The organism is Janthinobacterium sp. PLB04, assembly GCF_021165895.1.
GTDB lineage: Bacteria > Pseudomonadota > Gammaproteobacteria > Burkholderiales > Burkholderiaceae_D > Janthinobacterium > Janthinobacterium lividum.
The window spans coordinates 5,086,945-5,105,440 of sequence record NZ_CP088968.1 but is presented as its reverse complement, the minus strand read 5'-3'; the positions used below and the strand labels follow the sequence as shown (position 1 = coordinate 5,105,440).

Here is an 18,496-nt window from a genome sequence, read left to right as displayed (position 1 = left end):
GATTGGCGGCAACATTTATGCGTGTTGCGATACGGAAAGTTATTTCATTTTGTTGTAACTAAGTAATGTACAGTGCGCAGGGTGGCCGTTACACTGGCGCTTGCCGACTTCCCTTTTTTGCTTGCCCATTACCTGATTGCCGCCAACATGCCTCAGCTGCACCCTGAGAAAATCGCCCACAGACTGGAGCAATTGACCGAACTCAGTGTCGCGCTCGGCCATGGCCTGGGCGGCGAGGGGCACGATATCGGCGCGCTGTTGCAGCGCATCGTGCTGCTGGCAAAAAGCATGAGCGGCGCCGATGGCGCCACCCTGTACCGGCCCATGGCCGAGGGCCGCCAGCTGGCGTTCGACATCAGCGTCAACGACAGCCTCGGCATCGCGCAGGGGGCGGACATGGGCTTGCCTGGCGTGCCCCTGTTCGACGCTGCCGGCCAGCCCAACCTGGCATCGGTGGCCGCGTATGCGGCGAACCTGCGCCGCAGTGTGAATATCGCCGACGTCTACCGCGACGAGGGCTTCAATTTTTCCGGCATGCGCGAGTTCGACCGCCACCACGGCTACCACACGCAATCGATCCTGACGGTGCCCATGAGCGACCACGAGGGCGACTTGATCGGCGTGCTGCAGCTGGTCAATGCCAAGGATGGGGAAACGGGGCAGGTGCGCGCCTTTTCCTCCACCGACCAGCGCTTCATCGAGGCGCTGGCCGCGCAGGCGGGCGTGGCGCTGACGAATCAACTGCTCATCTCGCAGCTGGAAGAGTTGCTTGAATCGCTGGTTACCCTGATCAATATCGGCATCGATGAAAAGTCGCCGTACACGGGGCGCCACTGCCAGTTCGTGCCCGAGCTGACGATGCTGCTGGCGGATGCCGCGCATGCGACGGACACCGGGCCGCTGGCCGATTTCCGGCTCAGCGACAACGAGCGCAAGCAGCTGTGGCTGGCCGGCCTGCTGCACGATTGCGGCAAGATCACCACCCCCGTGCACGTGGTCGACAAGGCGACCAAGCTGGAAACCATTTTTGACCGCATCGCCCTGATCGATACGCGCTACGAAGTGCTGCTGCGCGACGCCGAGATCGCGGCCCTGCGCCAGCAGGCGGCGCAGCCGCAGCAGAAAGATGCCATTGCCCGCGCGCTGGCGCAGGAGCAGGCCGCGCTGCGCGAAGAGCGCGACTTCATCCGCAGGGTGAACGTCGGCGGCGAGAGCATGGCGCAGGCGGACCAGGAGCGCGTGCGGCAGATCGCCAGGCGCCGCTGGCGCGCGGCCGATGGCGAACTGCGCGATTTTCTGGACGCCGACGAGACGGAAAACCTGACCATCCGCGCCGGCACCCTGACGGCGGCCGAGCGGGCCATCGTCAACAACCATATCAGCGTGTCGATCCGCATGCTCGAAGCGCTGCCGTGGCCCAAGCACCTGCAAAAGGTGCCCGAGTATGCGGGCGGCCACCACGAGCGCATGGATGGCAAGGGCTATCCGCGCGGGCTGACGAAAGAGCAGATGTCGGTGCCGGCGCGGCTGATGGCCATCGCCGATATTTTCGAGGCCCTGACGGCGCGCGACCGGCCCTACAAGAAGGGCAAGTCGCTGTCCGAATCCCTGCGCATCCTCGGCAATTTCAGCCTGAACGGGCATATCGACCCGGAGCTGTTCGACGTCTTCATCCGCAGCAAAGTCTATCTGACCTTCGCTGAAAAGCACATGCATCCAAGCCAGATCGATGCCGTCGACGAGGCAGCCATTCCAGGCTATACCCCTTGAAGCCCTCGCTGGCCTTGCGCAAGCATGGGGCGCGCTGCTTGCTGGGCATACTGCTGACGCTGGCGGCGGCCGTGCTGTGCCTGGCCGGCAACGACAACATCGCGCGCCTGGACGCCATGCTGGGCGACTGGCGCATGCGCGCGGAAAAGCCGCAGCTCGACCGCCGCATCGTCATCGTCGACATCGACGAGCAAAGCCTGGCCCGGGTGGGCCGTTTTCCCTGGAGCCGCGATATCCAGGCGCGTCTGGTACGCCAGCTCACCGGCCATTACGGCGTGTCTGCGCTGGGCTTCGATATCGCGTTTCCCGAAGCGGACACCAGTTCCGGCTACGCCGTGCTGCAAGGCCTGGCGCATGGCGAACTGGCGGGCGTGGCCGGCTTGCCGGCGCAGCTGGAAAAACTGCGCCCCGCCATGGATTACGATGGCCTGTTTGCCGAGGCCATGCGCGGCCAGCCCGTGGTGCTCGGCTACAGCGTCTCTGAGCAGCAAAGGAAGGGCGTGCTGCCCAAGCCGGCCTTCACCGTGGCCGATTTGAACGGGCGCAGCGTCACGGCCTACGTGGCGCGCGGCTACGAAGCCAATATCGCGCCCCTGCAGGCGGCCGCGCAAGGCGCCGGCATCTTCACGGCCCTGACCGACGCCGATGGCGTGGTGCGTTCCTCGACCCTGTTGCAGCGCATCGGCGACGGCTATTATCCTTCGCTGTCGCTGGCCACCGTCGCCGTCTACCTGCAGGCGCGCGCCATCGCCCCCCGCTTCACGGGCACGGCCGACACCCTGTCGGCGCGCGAGCTGGCCAACGGCGGACTCGAACACCTCATGCTGTTCACTCCGCGCGGCGCGATGGCGATCCCCGTGGGCGAAGCCTTGACCACCACGGTGCAGTACCGCGGCACGGGCGGCCCCGATGGCGGCGCCTTCCGCTACGTCTCGGCGTCCGACGTGCTGGCCGGCACGCTGCCGCCCGCGCTGCTGAAGGGCGCCATTGTGCTGGTGGGCACCACGGCGCCCGGCTTGAACGATATCCGCGCCACGCCCGTGAATGCCGAGTATCCGGGGGTGGAGGTGCACGCCAACCTGATCAAGTCCATGCTCGACGGGCGCTTCAAGGCGCGGCCCGACTATGCGCTGGCATTGGAACTGGTGCAGATCGTGATGTTTGGCCTGCTGCTGGCGGGCGCCCTGGCAGTGCTGCCGCCGGCCGGCGTGATGCTGGCCACCGTGGGCGCGCTGGCGGCGGCCATCGGCATCAACCTGTACCTGTACGCCGCGCACGACCTGGTGCTGGGCGGCGCCGTGCTGCTGCTGCTGATCCTTGCGCTGTTCATCGCCAACCTGGCGTGGGGCTATTTTTTCGAGGTGCGCAAGGGACGCGCGCTGGTGGCGCGCTTCGGCGAATATGTGGCGCCCGAGCTGGTGGCCGAGATGGCCGACGATCCGCAGCGCTATACCATGGAGGGCGAGAACCGCGAACTGACGGTGCTGTTTGCCGACGTGCGCGGTTTCACGGCCATTTCCGAGCAGCTGGCGCCGGCCGCGCTGCGCGAATACATCAATGAATACCTGACGGCCATGTCGGAAGATATCCGCGACAGCCATGGCGGCACCCTGGACAAATACATCGGCGACGCCGTGATGGCGTTCTGGGGCGCGCCCGTCGCCTTTGGCGATCACGCCCGCCGGGCCGTGGCCAGCGCCTTGCTGATGCAGGGCAGCGCGGCACGGCTGAACCGGCAGTTTTGTGCGCGCGGCTGGCCGGCGCTGCGCATCGGCATCGGCATCAATACGGGATCCATGCATGTGGGTGACATGGGCTCGCGCATCCGCCGCGCCTATACCGTGATGGGCGACAGCGTCAACCTGGCCGCGCGCCTGGAAGGCGCCAGCAAGCTGTATGGCGTGGGCATCGTGGTGGGCGAGGTCACGCGCGCCGCCGCCCCGGATTTTCTGTACCGCGAGCTCGATCGCATACGCGTGCTGGGCAAGCAGGAAGCGGTGGCCATCTTCGAGCCGCGCGGCCTGCTGGCCGACGCCGGCAAAGCGGAGCTGACGCAGCTGGAACGCTGGCATGCGGTGCTGGCCAGTCTGCGCGCGCGCGACTGGGAGCAGGCTGGCGCGCAGCTGGCCCGCTTGCAGGCGGACTTTCCCGATGACGGCCTGTACCGGCTGTACGCGGCGCGCCTGGAGCAGTACCGCAACGCGCCACCGCCTACCGACTGGGATGGCGTGACAGCATTGCACAGCAAATAGACCGCCATCGCGCCCGAAAAAGCAAGCGATGGCGGCATTTTTCATCCTCGCCGGCGCACGGTTTGTTGCGCTGCGATAAAAATCAGGGAGAAATGTTAGAAATTTCTGACTGGAAACTAAAAGCCGTCTAAAATTTGTCTTCAATCCATTGCCGGACATGCTGGCGCCTGCGGGCCGCGCGCTTGTCCGGTTACACAAGAAATCCTTCACATGACATATCGTTTGGTGCACCTGCTTGCGGGTTCCGCGCTGCTGTTCGCCGTCGGCGCCGCCGGCGCTGCCGTTCCCATGGATGAAGTTGCTCCTGCCACGCAGGAAGACGGCGTGCCGCGCTTCGAGATCCGCCGCTTCGACGTCCAGGGCAATACCCTGCTCACGTCCGCGCAGGTGCAAGCCTTGCTGGCACCTTACACGGGCGCGCAGCGCGATTTTTCCGACATCGCCCGCGCCGTCGAGGCGCTGGAAGCGGCCTACCGCGAGCGCGGTTACAGCGCCGTGCAGGTGCAATTGCCCGAGCAGGAACTGGAACGGGGCGTGGTGCGCCTGAGCGTGCTGCAAACGCCGCTGGGCAAGCTCGCCATCAGCGGCAACGCGCATGTCGACGAGGCCAACGTGCGGCGCGCCCTGCCGTCCCTGCGCGAAGGCGAGACGCCGAACGTGCCGGCCCTGTCGCAAAGCCTGAAGCTGGCCAATGAAAACCCGGCGCGCAAGATCGAAGTGCGCCTGCAAGCGGACGAGCCGGCGGGCGCCATCGACGCCATCGTCACGGTGGCCGATGAAAAGCCCTGGAAAGCCATGCTTAACGTCGACAATACGGGCAATGCGCAAACGGGCAAGACGCATGTGGGCGTGGTGCTGCAGCATGCCAACCTGTTCGGCCGCGATCATGTCGCCAGCCTGCAGTACACGAGCAGCCTGGAAAAGCCGGACAAGGTGGGCGTGTATGGCGCCGGCTACCACCTGCCGCTGTATGCGCTGGGCGACTCGATGGATTTCTTCGCCAGCTATTCGAACGTCGATTCGGGCAGCGTCTCGGCCGGCATCTTCGACCTGGCCGTCAGCGGCCAGGGCAGCATGGCCGGCATCCGCTACAACCAGAACTTTGCCCGCAGCGGCGACTTCGAACCCAAGCTCGTGTACGGCGTCGATTACAAGGCTTACCGCAACAGCGTGCAGCTGTTCGGCATGGAGCTGGGCGCCGACGTCACCGTGCATCCGCTCAGCGTCAGCTACATCGGCAGCTGGACCTTGCCCACGGGCGAGACCAGCGTGGCGGTCACCTTCGCGCACAATATCCCTGGCGGCAAGCATGGCGCGCAAGCCGATTTCGACCGCGTGCGCGCGCATGCCAAGGCGGCCTACAACACCCTGCGCCTGAGCGCCAGCTCGGGGCGCGTGCTGGCCGGCGACTGGCAATGGCGCGCGCTCGTCAACGCGCAAGTCACGCCCGATGCCTTGGTGCCGGGCGAGCAGTTCGGCGCCGGTGGCGCCGCGTCCGTGCGCGGCTTTGCCGAGCGCGAGGTATCGAATGATTCGGGCGTCAACCTGAACCTGGAACTGTATACGCCGAACTGGTGCGGCCAGGCACTCGGCTACCAATGCCGCGCACTGGCGTTCTATGACACGGCCTGGCTGCGCCGCAACCATGGGCTGCCCGGCGAAAGCGCGTCGCAAGGCATCAGCAGCGGCGGCCTTGGCCTGCGTTTACTGCTGAGCCGCTATGCCAATCTGCAACTCGATTACGCCCATGTCGTCAATGGCGGCGACACGGGACAGCGGGGCGCCAACCGCCTGCATTTCCGCCTCGCCTTGGCCTACTAGTATCAGGATGAACACCATGCACAACCATGTCCAGCACGCTTCCGTTTTCATCCTGACGCCATCCTTTTCGTCACCCTTTGCGCTGCCCCTGCGCCGCACGGCGCTGGCGCTGCTGCTGGCCGGCTGTTTCGGCGCGGCGCAGGCCAACCCCGCCTTGCCGCAGGTGGTCAACGGACAGGCGACGTTCAACCAGCAGGGCAACATCTTCTCGATCACGAACACGCCCAACACCATCATCAACTGGCAGAGCTTTTCCATCCATGCGGGCGAAATCACGCGTTTCATCCAGCAGAACGGCAATAGCGCCGTACTCAACCGCATCACGGGACAAGACCCCAGCAAGATCCTGGGCGCGCTCGAATCGAACGGCAAGGTCTTCCTGATCAACCCGAACGGCATCGTCTTTGGCCAGGGCGCGAAAGTGGACGTGAACGGGCTGGTGGCGTCCAGCCTGGGCATGACGAACGAGGATTTCCTGGCCGGCAAGCGCCAGTTCACGGCCGGCGGCGTGGCCGGCGGTGTCAGCAATGCGGGCCTGATCCAGGCGGGCAAGGGCGGGCAAGTGCTGCTGATCGCGCCGAACGTGGAAAACACGGGCATCATCACGGCGCCAAATGGCGAAGTGATCCTGGCGGCCGGACGCAGCGTGCAGCTGGCCGACCCCGGCAATCCGCAATTGCGCGTGCTGGTCTCGGCACCAGCGGACCAGGCCCTGAACCTGGGCCAGATCATCGCCCAGGGCGGCAGCATCGGCATGGCCGGCGCGCTGGTCAGCCAGCGCGGCGTGCTCAACGCCAACAGCGCCGTCGTCGGCGAGAATGGCAGGATCGTGCTCAAGGCCAGCGGCAAGGCGTTGCTGGAGGCGGGCAGCGTTACCAGCGCCACTGGCGCGGTGGGCAAGGGGGGAGACATCCAGGTGCTGGGCGAGCAAGTGGGTTTGCTGGGCAATGCGGCAATCGACGCCAGCGGCGCCACGAGCGGCGGCACGGTCTTGCTGGGCGGCGACTACCAGGGCAAGAACGCGGCCGTGCAGAATGCGCGGCAGGTGCTCGTCGGCAAGGACGCCAGCGTCAATGCCGATGCCGTCCATGGCGGCAACGGCGGCAAGGTCATCGCCTGGGGCAATGAATCGGCCCAGGTACACGGCAGTATTTCCGCGCGCGGCGGCGCGCAGGGCGGCGACGGGGGCTTCGTGGAAACATCCGGCCATTACCTGGCCGTCGATGGCATCCGCGTCAATACCAGTGCGGCGCATGGCAAGCGCGGCAACTGGCTGCTCGATCCTTACGATATCACCGTGGTCGCCGGTTCGGGCGGCCAGTTGAGTTCCTTCGATCAATTCGCCGACTCTCCGGCCACCGGCAACGCCAGCATCGGCGCCGACCTCATTTCCGGCGCCAGCAGCAACGTCACGCTGCAGGCCCTGCACCGCATCAATTTCAACAGCGCCATCAACATCGCGCAGAAAGGCGTGGGCTTGACGGCGCAGGCTGGCGAGATCATCAATGTCAATGCGCCCATCACCACCAATGGCGGCCATATCACGCTGTCGGCCAATGATGCAGCCGCTGGCATGGCCTATGGCGTCGGCTCGAATGTGAATCTGAACGCGGCGCTCGGCAGCGGCAATGGCGACGTACGGTTGTCCGGCGCCGGCGTCACTTTCGGCGTCGGCTCCGTGAATGTCGGCAACGGCAATTTGACCTTGCGCGCGAATGTCGCCGGTGGATCCATCGACCTGACGGGCAGCGGCGATCAGCTGCTGGGCAGTGGCGTCACCGGTCAGACGGTGCTGCTGGAGGCGGACAACATCAGCATCAACGGCGCCATCAATGTTGGCGGCGCCGCCGGCAATGCCGGGGTGACCCTGCAAGCGTTCAGCGCGGCACGGCAGATCGCGCTGGGTGACAAGCCCGGCAGCGGCCTGCGCCTGACAAACGCCGAACTGAACCGCATCGCCGCCGGCAGTGTGCATATCGGCAGCGCTGCAGGCGGCGACCTGACGGTGGAGCAGGCGATCGACCTGGCAACGGTCGCGGCGGACGGCGGCGTGAAAAACCTGGTGCTCGAAAGCGGCGGCAATGTGCTCGTCTCGAACACGCTGGCGCTGCGCCAGGACGGCAGCAGTATCACCGCCACGGCCGGTGGCTTGCTGTCGCTTGCCAGTGACGGCGGCTTGTCCGCCGGCGCGGTCAATCTGGTTGCCGACAATATGAGCCTGGGCGGCGGTGCGCAATCGATAGCGGCCACGGCGGGTGGCACCGTCAGCCTGAACCGCCGTTCCAGCGTGGGCGCCATCACCCTGGGCACGGGCGCGGCGGACAATGCCGGCAGCCTGGGTTTGAGCGAAGCGGAATTGAAGACCATCAGCGCCGGCACCGTGCAGGTGGGTGGCGACAGTTTTACCGGCGTCGTCAATCTCGTGGGCGCGATGGACCTGGCGTCGCAAGGCGAGTTGAACCAGCTTGTGCTGCGCACGGGCGGCAATATCAACCTGAACGGCCCCCTCAGCGTGGCCAAGGGCTTGACCCTGGCTTCCGGCAATAACATCAGCGCGAGCGGCGCCGTCAGCGTGGGCGGCGACTTCGTGCTCGATGGCGGCCGCTGGGTGCAGAACAGCGCCAGCCTGCCCGCGTTTTCCGCGCGCGGTTTCAGCATCGCGCAGGGGAGCTTCCTGCGCGCGGCAGGCGGCGACGGCGGTTCGTCCTCGCCCTATCTGATCGCCGATATCCATGGTTTGCAAGGCATCGGCAGCCTCGGCCTTGGCAACAGCTATCGCCTGGCGGGCAATATCGACGCCAGCGGCACCGCGAACTGGAACGATGGCCAGGGTTTTATGCCGATCGCCGGCAGCGGCAGCGGTTTTTCCGGCATGTTCGATGGCGCCGGATTTACTCTCAGTAACTTGAAAATCGACCGCAGCCTGGCGTCCGGTTCGGCGGCAGGCCTGTTTGGCACCGTCCAGGGCGGCACCTTGCGCAACCTGACCCTGAGCGGTGGCAGCGTCACCGGTACGGCCAACGTGGGCGCGCTGGCGGGCGAGGTCGTCAGCGGCAACATCGATGGCGTGAACAGCAGCATGGCCGTCAGCGGCCAGCGCAATGTTGGCGGCCTGGTGGGCAGCAACGGGGGCGCCATCACGCTGTCCGCCAGCAGCGGCGCCGTCACCGGCATCAATGCCGATGGCGGCGGCGCCATCGGCGGCCTGGCGGGATTGAATGCGTCCGGCGCCAGCATCACGACCTCGTACGCCACCGGCGTGGTGACGGGCGCGCGTGAAATGATCGGCGGCCTGGTTGGCAATAACCAGGGCGCGCTGAGCCAGTCTTATGCCACCGGCAATGTCACTGGCGCGCGCAGCATCGGCGGCCTGGTGGGCCTGAACGGCGGCAGCATCGATGATGCGTATGCCAGCGGTGCCGTGGGCCGGGCCGGCGTTGCCGATCCCATCCTCGCCTGGGAAAACATGGGCGGGCTGGTCGGCGAAAGCACGGGCAGCGTCAGCCATGTCTTCAGCAGTGGCGCCGTGACTGGCAGCGGCTATGCGGCAGTAGGCGCGGTAGCCGGCCGCGTGTCTTCCGGTTCCCCGTTCAGCTATGGTTTTTTTAATTATGAAACATCGCTGGTGCTGATGGATGGCGGTGGTTCCAGCGGACGCAGCACGGCGCAGATGAAGCAGCAGGGCATGTTCAACGACTACAATTTCAGCAGCGTGTGGCGCATCTACGATGGCTACACGACACCGATGCTGAAGGCTTTCCTGAAACCGCTGCAAGTGAACCTTTCTGGCAATGCTGCGGGCAAGGTCTACGATGGCCAGTTGGCTGCCTTCCTCGGTTCAATCGGCTATGTGGGATTGATCGACGGCGACACGGGCGTAAATGGCAGCCTCGGCTACGGCAGCAACGCGCGCAATGTGGGCAGCTATGCCGCGACAGGCCTGTGGTCGACCAAGTACGACATCAGCCTGGGCGGCACGACGACCTTCGCCATCACGCCGCGCGCGCTGACGGTGAGTATCGGCGGTAATGGCAAGATATATGACGGCACCCTGGGTTACGACGGTGCCAATTTTGTGCTGGGCAATGTGGTGGCGAGCGATAATATCAGCATCAGTGGCAGCGCCGCCTTCCTCGACAAGAATGCGGGCAACGGCAAGGCCGTGCATGCCAGCGGCCTGGCCCTGGGCGGCAATGAACTGGGCAACTACAGCCTGGCCGCGACCACGGCGGACGGCACGGCGGACATCAGCGCGCGCGTGCTGAACTATGGCGTCACGGGCGCGCAAAGCCGCGTCTACGACGGTACTTTGCAGGCTGGCCTGAACGGCTACTTCGAAGGCCTGCTGACGGGCGATCAGGTCAGCATGACAGGGTTGCAGGGCAGTTTCCGCGACAAGCATGTGGGCACTGGCAAGGTGGTCGATTATCAGGTGGCGACGGGCCAGCTGACGGGCGCCGATGCGGGCAACTACGTGCTGAATGGAAATGCGGGCAGCACGACGGCCGACATCACGGCGCGCGTGCTGAACTATGGCGTCACGGGCGCGCAAAGCCGCGTCTACGACGGCACCTTGCAAGCTGGCCTGAACGGCTCCTTCGAGGGCCTGGTGACGGGCGATCAGGTCAGCATGACCGGCTTGCAGGGCAGCTTCCGCGACAAGAATGTCGGTACTGGCAAGGTGGTCGATTATCAGGTGGCGACGGGCCAGCTGACGGGCGCCGATGCGGGCAACTACGTGCTGAATGGAAATGCGGGCAGCACCACGGCCGACATCACGGCGCGCGTGCTGAACTATGGCGTCACGGGCGCGCAAAGCCGCGTCTACGACGGCACCTTGCAAGCGGGCCTGAACGGCTACTTCGAAGGCCTGGTGACGGGCGATCAGGTCAGCATGACTGGCTTGCAGGGCAGCTTCCGCGACAAGCATGTCGGTATTGGCAAGGTGGTCGATTACCAGGTGGCGACGGGCCAGCTGACGGGCGCCGACGCGGGCAACTACGTGCTGAATGGAAATGCGGGCAGCACGACGGCCGACATCACGGCGCGCGTGCTGAACTATGGCGTCACGGGCGCGCAAAGCCGCGTCTACGACGGCACCTTGCAAGCTGGCCTGAACGGCTACTTCGAAGGCCTGGTGACGGGCGATCAGGTCAGCATGACCGGCTTGCAGGGCAGCTTCCGCGACAAGCATGTCGGTATTGGCAAGGTGGTCGATTACCAGGTGGCGACGGGCCAGCTGACGGGCGCCGATGCGGGCAACTACGTGCTGAATGGAAATGCGGGCAGCACCACGGCCGACATCACGGCGCGCACCCTGAACGTGAGCTTCAATGGCGTCAACAAGACGTATGACGGCACGACGGGCGCGCAAGTGCACTTTGGCGACGACCGTATCCAGGGCGATACCTTGACGGTGGCTGGCAATGCCGCGTTCGGCAACAAGAATGCGGGTGCGGGCAAGGCCGTCAATGTCACGGATGTGGCCTTGAGCGGCGGCGATGCGGGCAACTATGTGCTGGGCAGCAATGCAGGCAGCACCACGGCCGACATCGCGGCACGCACCCTGAACGTGAGCTTCAATGGCGTCAACAAGACGTATGACGGCACGACGGGCGCGCAAGTGCACTTTGGCGACGACCGTATCCAGGGCGATGCCTTGACGGTGGCTGGCAATGCCGCGTTCGGCAACAAGAATGCGGGTGCGGGCAAGGCCGTCAATGTCACGAACGTGGCGCTGAGCGGCGGCGATGCCGGCAACTATGTGCTGGGCGCAAGCACCGGCAGCACGACGGCCGACATCGCAGCGCGCACCCTGAACGTGAGCTTCAACGGCGTCAACAAGACGTATGACGGCACGACGGGCGCGCAGGTGCACTTTGGCGACGACCGCATCCAGGGCGATGCCTTGAGCGTGAGCGGCAGTGCCGCGTTTGGCAACAGGAATGCGGGGGCCGGCAAGGCCGTCAATGTCACGGATGTGGCCTTGAGTGGCGGCGATGCGGGCAACTATGTGCTGAGCAGCAATGCGGGCAGCACCACGGCCGATATCGCGGCGCGCGCGCTGAACCTGTCCGGCGTGGTGGGCAGCAAGGTCTACGATGGCACGACGGGTGCGCAGCTGAGTTTGGGCGATGACCGTATCGCTGGCGACAGTTTGACGGCCTCGGCGGTAGCCAGCTTTGCGGACAAGAACGTGGGCGCGGCCAAGGCCGTGCAGCTCAGCGGCGCGGCGCTGACGGGCGCCGATGCGGGCAATTACTTTATCGTCTTGCCGACGGGCTTGCTGGCCAGCATTACACCGGCCAGCCTGACCCTGGCAAGCCTGAGCGCCGCCGGCAAGGTGTATGACGGAACGACTTCCGCGGCGGTCAGCGCGTCGGCGAACGGCGTGCTGGGCCAGGATGTGGTCAGCGTGGTGGGCGGCAGCGGCAGCTTTGCCGACAAGAATGCGGGTACGGGCAAGCTGGTGACGGCCAGCGGTTTCCGCCTGGCGGGCGCCGATGCGGGCAACTACACCCTGGAAACGACGGGCGGCACGGCGCAGGCATCAATTGCTCAAAAACAATTGTCCACCTGGGTCGGCAGCGGCAGCGGCTTGTGGAGCGATGCCGCCAACTGGGACGGCGGCGTGGTGCCGGAAGGCGCGAACGTGCTGGCGGTCGACTTCAGCAACAGCAAGGGCATCGTCACCTACAGCGCGGCGGCCGGCAGCACCATCCTGAAAAACCTGAACTCGGCGACGGGCTTGCTGTTGACGGGCGGCAGCCTGACCTTGGGGGAAAGCGCGCTGGACCTCTCCGTGCTGAGCGGCCTGGCCGGCCTGGAAATCAACGGCGGCAGCCTGTTGCTGAACGGCAGCCTGTCGACGGAGCGCTACGCGCAAGGCGGCGGGCTGCTGAGCGGCAACGGCAACTTGCTCGTCGCAAACAGCTTCAGCCAGGCGGCCGGCGCCATCCGGCTCGCGGGCCAGCTGGTCATCACGCAAGCGGCTGGCGACTTGCGTTTCGCCAGCCTGGCGGCGAACGAAGTGAAATTGAGCGCCCTGAACGGCGCCATCGGCCAGGACGGCGCGCTGCTCGCCAGCAGCCTGGCTGCGCAGGCGCGCGATGGCATCGTGCTGGGCAATGCGGGCAACCAGGTGGGTAGTTTTACCGCCAGCAATAGTGCAGGGGGCGGCATTGCGCTGAACAATACCTCGGCGCCGGGTATCTTGACCCTGGGAACGCTCACCACGGGCGCGGGCAATATCGCCATCGACAACACGGGCGGTGTCGCGGCTGGCAATATCAATGCGCATGGCGGCAACGTCAGCGTGACGGCGCACAGCCCCGTCACTGTCAACGGCAAGATCGAGGGCAATGATATCGCCCTCAATGCCAGCACGGACGTGCTGCTGGGCGATGGGGCGCAGTTGGCAGCTGTGCGCCATGTCAGTTTGACGGCGGGTCGCGACATCCATGTCGGCGGCAATGCGCAGATTGTTAGCGGTGGCAATTTTGCCGCCAGCGCGGAAGGCCATGTGCGCTTCGCTGACACGGCAAGCGTCGCTTTGCCGGCAGCGTCCAGCATGAGCGTGCTGGCGAAAACGGGCAGCATCACGGGCGACTCGGGCGTGCGCATCAACCGCCAGCGCAGCGGCGTGATTCTGCTGGCGCCGAATGGCACGGTGAGCATGGCGGACGCCATCTTCCTGCCAGCGACGACCATCGACAAGCCCGTGATCGATGCCGCCACGAGCGCGGCCATCGACGATGCCTTGCGCATCATCAAGCAGGCGGACCGTGCCAACGACACGCTCGCGTCCACGCCGCCAGCCAAGCTGGACGACAAGAAGCCGGATAGCAAGGATGTTGCCGATGCCACAGATAAACCCACAGGATACAAATTCGATGACCCTACTAAAAAAATGTACTGCAATTAAGGCCCTGCTGTGGCTGGCCCTGATGTGCATGGGCGCGCACGCCTGGGCCGGCCAGGTGGCCGGTACCGTCATGCAATTGAGTGGTCCGCTGATGGCCAAGAAGGCGGATGGCAAGGTGAAGATCCTGGCCATCAAGTCCGAAGTCGAGCAGGGGGACACCTTGCTGACGGAAAAGGAGACCTATGCCTTGATCAAGCTGATCGACAATAGCGAAATCACCCTGAAGCCGAATACCAGTTTCGTGATCGAGCAATTCAGCTACACGGCCGAGCAGCCTGACGGCGACCATGCCATCTTCAGCTTGCTCAAGGGCGGCTTGCGTTCCGTCACGGGATTGCTGGGCAAGCGCAACAAGGAGCGCTTCGAGATGAAGACGCCGGCCGCCACCATCGGCATCCGCGGCACGACGTTTGTTGCCAGTTACGTAGCACCGTCGGCACCGGCGCTGCCAACGGTATCGCCGCCAGTCGGGGCGGCGAGGGCGCCGGGCTTGTATGTGCAGGTGCTCGATGGCTTGATTCATGTCACCAATCCTGCCGGGACGCAAAATTTTGCTGCCGGCCAGTTCGGTTTTACGCCCAGCTTCAAGCAGCCGCCCGTGATGCTGCCCGTCAATCCCGGCATCCCGTTCACCCCGCCGCCGGCGTTTTCGACGCCGCTGTCCAGCACGGGCGCCGGCGCCAACAGCGGCAAGCCTGCCGCCATCGACTGCGTGGTGCGTTAAGCATCCGCAAACAAGCCCGCACACTTTGCAAATAGGGCTTGACCTTCCCATCGTTGGATAGCAGATCCTGACCCTATTCGTTAATCTTTCGTACAGGATCTGCCATGAACCAGAGTGCACTCGTCCCCGCCGCTTTCCCTCCCGACGCCGCGCATGCGCAGGCGCTGGCCATCGAAGGGATGAGCTGCGCCTCGTGCGTGGGCCGCGTGGAAAAGGCCCTGGCCGCCGTGCCTGGCGTGAGCCAGGCCAGCGTCAACCTGGCCACCGAAGTGGCAAAAGTCACGTCCAGCACGCCGATTCCCCTGGCCACCTTGCAGGCGGCAGTGGAAAAGGCCGGCTACACGGTGGCGCAGCGCGAGATCGACCTGAACATCGCCGGCATGACGTGCGCCTCTTGCGTGGGCAGGGTGGAAAAAGCCTTGCTGAAAGTGCCAGGCGTGCTGGCCGCCAGCGTCAACCTGGCCACGGAAAGCGCGCGCATCAAGGTGACGGGCGGCCTGGAAGCGGGCACCCTGATCGCCGCCATCGACAAGGCCGGCTATGCCGCCAAGGTGCCCGCCGCCAGCCAGGCCAGCGCGCCCGCTGCCGCACCGAACCGTGATGGCATGAAAGTGGCGTTCGCGGCCGTCCTGGCTTTCCCCTTGATGCTGCCCATGCTGCTCGAGTGGGCCGGCATCCATTTGATGTTGCCAGGCTGGCTGCAATTCGCGCTGGCCACGCCCGTGCAGTTTTACTTTGGCGCGCGCTTCTACAAGGCGGGCTGGAAGGCTGCCCGCGCCGGTAGCGGCAACATGGACTTGCTGGTGGCGCTGGGTACGAGCGCCGCGTATGGCTTGTCCGTCTACCAATGGCTGACGGCGGGCGCGATGCTGCCGCACCTGTATTTCGAAGCGTCGGCCGTCGTCATCACCCTGGTGCTGTTGGGCAAATGGCTGGAAAGCCGCGCCAAGCGCCAGACGGCCTCTGCCATCCGCGCGCTGCAAGTCTTGCGTCCGGAATCGGCGCGCGTGCGCCGCGACGGTGTGGAGCTGGACTTGCCCGTGGAGCAGGTGAAAGTGGGCGACCTGGTGGTCATCCGTCCCGGCGAGCGGGTAGCCGTCGATGGCGTGGTGGTGGAAGGCGCCAGCCAGATCAACGAATCGCTGATCACGGGCGAAAGCTTGCCGGTCGATAAGCATGTGGGCGACAAGGTCACGGGCGGCGCCATCAATGCGGACGGCTTGCTGCTGGTGCGCACGCAAGCCGTGGGCGGCGAGACGACCCTCTCGCGCATCATCCGCCTGGTGGAAGATGCGCAGGCGGCCAAGGCGCCGATCCAGCATCTGGTCGACAAGGTCAGCGCCATCTTTGTGCCCGTGGTGCTGGTGCTGGCGCTGCTGACCATGCTGGGCTGGTGGCTCGCTACCGGCGAGCTGGAGAACGCCATCATCAATGCCGTGGCCGTGCTGGTCATCGCCTGCCCCTGTGCGCTGGGCCTGGCCACGCCGACGGCCATCATGGCCGGCACGGGCGTGGCTGCCCGCTACGGCATCCTGATCAAAGATGCGGAAGCGCTGGAAGTGGCGCACGCCGTCAATACCGTCGTGTTCGACAAGACGGGCACCCTGACGGTGGGAAAACCGGCGCTGGCGGCCCTGCATGCGCATGGCATCGAGGATGCGCGGCTGCTGCAGCTGGCGGCCAGCATCCAGCGTGGCAGCGAACACAGCCTGGCGACGGCCGTGCTGGATGCTGCTGCCGCGCGCCACATCGACCCCTTGCCAGCCACGGCCCTGTCGGCCTTGCCGGGCCGCGGCCTGGCGGCCCACGTCGATGGCCTGGAATTGAAGCTGGGCAGCACCCGGCTGATGCAGGAGTTGAACGTGGACATGACGCCGCTGGCCGCGCAGGCGCAGGAACTGGAAGCCACGGGCAACACGATCTCGTGGCTGGCGTCGGGATCGGAACTGCTGGGCCTGTTTGCCTTCAGCGACCAGGTCAAGCCGAACGCGCAGGCGGCCATTGCCCATTTGCACAGCCTGGGCATCCGCACCGTGATGTTGACGGGAGATAACCAGGGCAGCGCCGACGCCGTCGGCAAGCTGCTGGGCATCGACACGGTGGCGGCGAAAATGCTGCCGGCCGATAAAACCGCTAAAATTGTCGCGCTGAAAGGCGAGGGCGCGAAAGTCGCCATGGTGGGCGACGGCATCAACGATGCGCCCGCGCTGGCGGCCTCCGACGTGGGCATCGCCATGTCGACGGGCACGGATGTGGCCATGCATGCGGCCGGCATCACGCTGATGCGCGGCGATCCGGCCCTGGTGGCGGACGCCATCGATATCTCGCGCCGCACCTACAGCAAGATACGGCAGAATCTGTTCTGGGCCTTCATTTATAACCTGATCGGCATTCCGCTGGCCGCCTTCGGCTTGCTCAACCCCATGGTGGCGGGCGCGGCGATGGCCTTCAGTTCGGTCAGTGTGATCAGCAATGCCCTGTTGCTGCGGCGCTGGAAAGCCCGCAGTCATGCAGCTAGCGCGCATACCAAGGAGTCATAGGATGAATATCGGCCAGGCGGCAAGCGAAACGGGCGTATCGGCAAAAATGATACGCTACTACGAGAGTATTGCATTATTAAAACCCAGCGCGCGCAGCGACGCCGGTTACCGCATCTACACGCCGAACGACTTGCACGCCTTGCGCTTCATCAAGCGCGGGCGGGGTCTTGGCTTTTCGCTGGAACAGATCCGCGAGTTGCTGTCGCTGTGGCAAAACGACCAGCGCGCCAGCGCGGACGTGAAAGGCATCGCCCTGGCCCACGTTGCCGAGCTCAACAAGCGCATCGCCGAACTGACGGAAATGCGCGATACCCTGGCTCACCTGGCGCAATCGTGCCATGGCGACGACAAGCCCGATTGCCCCATCCTGCAAAGCCTGGGGTTGGCTGGTGACACGGACGCGAAAGCATGTTGCCATTGATGTAAATCAACGGAGGGGCTATGGCGTATGAACTGTATTACTGGCCCACGATACAGGGGCGCGGCGAATTCATCCGGCTGGCCTTGGAAGAGGCGGGCGCCGACTACCGCGATATCGCCCGTTTGCCTGAACGCAAGGGGCAAGGCGTTCCCGCCATGCTGGCCTGCCTCGATGGCGACAGCATGCCACAGGCAGCCTACGCACCGCCCGTGCTGCGCGATGGCGACGTGCTGATCGGCCAGACCACGAATATCCTCTTGTACCTGGGCCGGCGCCTGGGCCTGGCGCCGCGTACGGAAAGCGGCCGTTTGTGGCTGAACCAGCTGCAACTGACGATGGCCGACTGGCTGACGGAAGTGCACGACACGCATCATCCGCTGTCGATGAATCAATATTACGAGGAGCAACAGCAGGCGGCCATGCTGCGCAGCGCGGATTTCCGCGAAACACGTTTGCCCAAGTTTCTTTCCTATTTCACGCAAGTGTTGTTGAATAATCGCAGCCGCGGCCAGTACCTGGTGGGTGCCAGACTCACGTATGGCGACCTGTCGCTGTTCCAGATGCTGGCCGGCCTGCGCTATGCGTTTCCGCAAGCCATGGCGCGCCTGGCGCCGCAGTATCCAGCCCTGTTTGCGCTGCACGATGCGGTGGCGGCGCGGCCGAATATTGCCCGCTACCTGAAGTCGAAGCGCAGGATCCCGTTCAATGAAGAAGGCATCTTCCGCCATTACCCCGAACTGGACGGATAAAAAAACAGCCGGCGCAAAGGCCGGCTGTCCTGGTGCTGCTTTGCTGTTATTGTGCGCTGGTGACGGGGTAGCCCGCCTCCACGATGGCGGCGCTGATGGCGCCCAGTTCGGCGGGTGACTCCACCGTGACGCGCTTGCTTGCCAGGTCGATCTGCACCTGTGCCGCAGGATCGATGGTCTGCACCGCTTTCGTGACTGCGCCGACGCAATGGCCGCAACTCATGTTTTCAACTTGTAACTGATACATGACAAGCACTCCTTGAATGATTAAGTGCTTCCACTGTAATCCTTGCCC

9 protein-coding genes are annotated in these 18,496 nt (G+C 65.1%); 8 read left to right on the top strand and 1 reads right to left on the bottom strand.

Translation table 11 applies throughout. The annotated features are described in order from the left end of the window. Window positions 1–147 precede the first annotated feature (147 nt). The 8 genes from LSO07_RS22535 to LSO07_RS22500 all read left to right on the top strand — a co-directional run bounded on the left by LSO07_RS22535 (window position 148) and on the right by LSO07_RS22500 (window position 18,201). Complete coding sequence (locus tag LSO07_RS22535; protein ID WP_151096618.1) at window positions 148–1,770, top strand: GAF and HD-GYP domain-containing protein; 1,623 nt, start codon at window positions 148–150, stop codon at window positions 1,768–1,770. Beyond that, window positions 1,767–4,022: a CHASE2 domain-containing protein gene (locus LSO07_RS22530; protein ID WP_225317391.1), complete on the top strand. Its 2,256-nt coding sequence runs from the start codon at window positions 1,767–1,769 to the stop codon at window positions 4,020–4,022. Before LSO07_RS22535 ends, LSO07_RS22530 begins: the two co-directional genes overlap by 4 nt. A 210-nt stretch (window positions 4,023–4,232) precedes the next feature. Beyond that, window positions 4,233–5,843, top strand: coding sequence for a ShlB/FhaC/HecB family hemolysin secretion/activation protein (locus LSO07_RS22525; RefSeq protein WP_151096617.1), 1,611 nt, complete (start codon window positions 4,233–4,235; stop codon window positions 5,841–5,843). A gap of 16 nt (window positions 5,844–5,859) precedes the next feature. After that, window positions 5,860–13,767 (top strand): YDG domain-containing protein, encoded by a 7,908-nt coding sequence (locus LSO07_RS22520; protein WP_151096616.1) that lies wholly within the window; start codon window positions 5,860–5,862, stop codon window positions 13,765–13,767. Continuing rightward, complete coding sequence (locus tag LSO07_RS22515; protein ID WP_225317390.1) at window positions 13,736–14,491, top strand: FecR family protein; 756 nt, start codon at window positions 13,736–13,738, stop codon at window positions 14,489–14,491. Before LSO07_RS22520 ends, LSO07_RS22515 begins: the two co-directional genes overlap by 32 nt. A 104-nt stretch (window positions 14,492–14,595) precedes the next feature. Continuing rightward, window positions 14,596–17,031, top strand: coding sequence for a heavy metal translocating P-type ATPase (locus tag LSO07_RS22510; RefSeq protein ID WP_151096615.1), 2,436 nt, complete (start codon window positions 14,596–14,598; stop codon window positions 17,029–17,031). Window position 17,032: 1 nt separating this feature from the next. After that, the gene (cueR, locus tag LSO07_RS22505) at window positions 17,033–17,452 is read left to right on the top strand and encodes a Cu(I)-responsive transcriptional regulator (RefSeq protein ID WP_034788623.1); all 420 of its coding nucleotides are present in this window, start codon (window positions 17,033–17,035) and stop codon (window positions 17,450–17,452) included. Window positions 17,453–17,472: 20 nt separating this feature from the next. After that, the gene (locus LSO07_RS22500; RefSeq protein ID WP_151096614.1) at window positions 17,473–18,201 is read left to right on the top strand and encodes a glutathione S-transferase; all 729 of its coding nucleotides are present in this window, start codon (window positions 17,473–17,475) and stop codon (window positions 18,199–18,201) included. 46 nt (window positions 18,202–18,247) lie between these two features. Here the strand turns inward: LSO07_RS22500 and LSO07_RS22495 are convergent, their stop codons facing one another. After that, the gene (locus LSO07_RS22495; protein WP_151096613.1) at window positions 18,248–18,448 is read right to left on the bottom strand and encodes a heavy-metal-associated domain-containing protein; all 201 of its coding nucleotides are present in this window, start codon (window positions 18,446–18,448) and stop codon (window positions 18,248–18,250) included. Window positions 18,449–18,496 lie beyond the last annotated feature (48 nt).

What these genes read in the sequence shown, in the direction of transcription:
- LSO07_RS22535 (WP_151096618.1), top strand. Translation starts at nt 148, where the DNA reads ATGCCTCAGCTGCACCCTGAGAAAATCGCCCACAGACTGGAGCAATTG.
- LSO07_RS22525 (WP_151096617.1), top strand. Translation starts at nt 4,233, where the DNA reads ATGACATATCGTTTGGTGCACCTGCTTGCGGGTTCCGCGCTGCTGTTC.
- LSO07_RS22520 (WP_151096616.1), top strand. Translation starts at nt 5,860, where the DNA reads ATGCACAACCATGTCCAGCACGCTTCCGTTTTCATCCTGACGCCATCC.
- LSO07_RS22515 (WP_225317390.1), top strand. Translation starts at nt 13,736, where the DNA reads ATGACCCTACTAAAAAAATGTACTGCAATTAAGGCCCTGCTGTGGCTG.
- LSO07_RS22510 (WP_151096615.1), top strand. Translation starts at nt 14,596, where the DNA reads ATGAACCAGAGTGCACTCGTCCCCGCCGCTTTCCCTCCCGACGCCGCG.
- cueR (WP_034788623.1), top strand. Translation starts at nt 17,033, where the DNA reads ATGAATATCGGCCAGGCGGCAAGCGAAACGGGCGTATCGGCAAAAATG.
- LSO07_RS22500 (WP_151096614.1), top strand. Translation starts at nt 17,473, where the DNA reads ATGGCGTATGAACTGTATTACTGGCCCACGATACAGGGGCGCGGCGAA.
- LSO07_RS22495 (WP_151096613.1), bottom strand. Translation starts at nt 18,448, where the DNA reads ATGTATCAGTTACAAGTTGAAAACATGAGTTGCGGCCATTGCGTCGGC.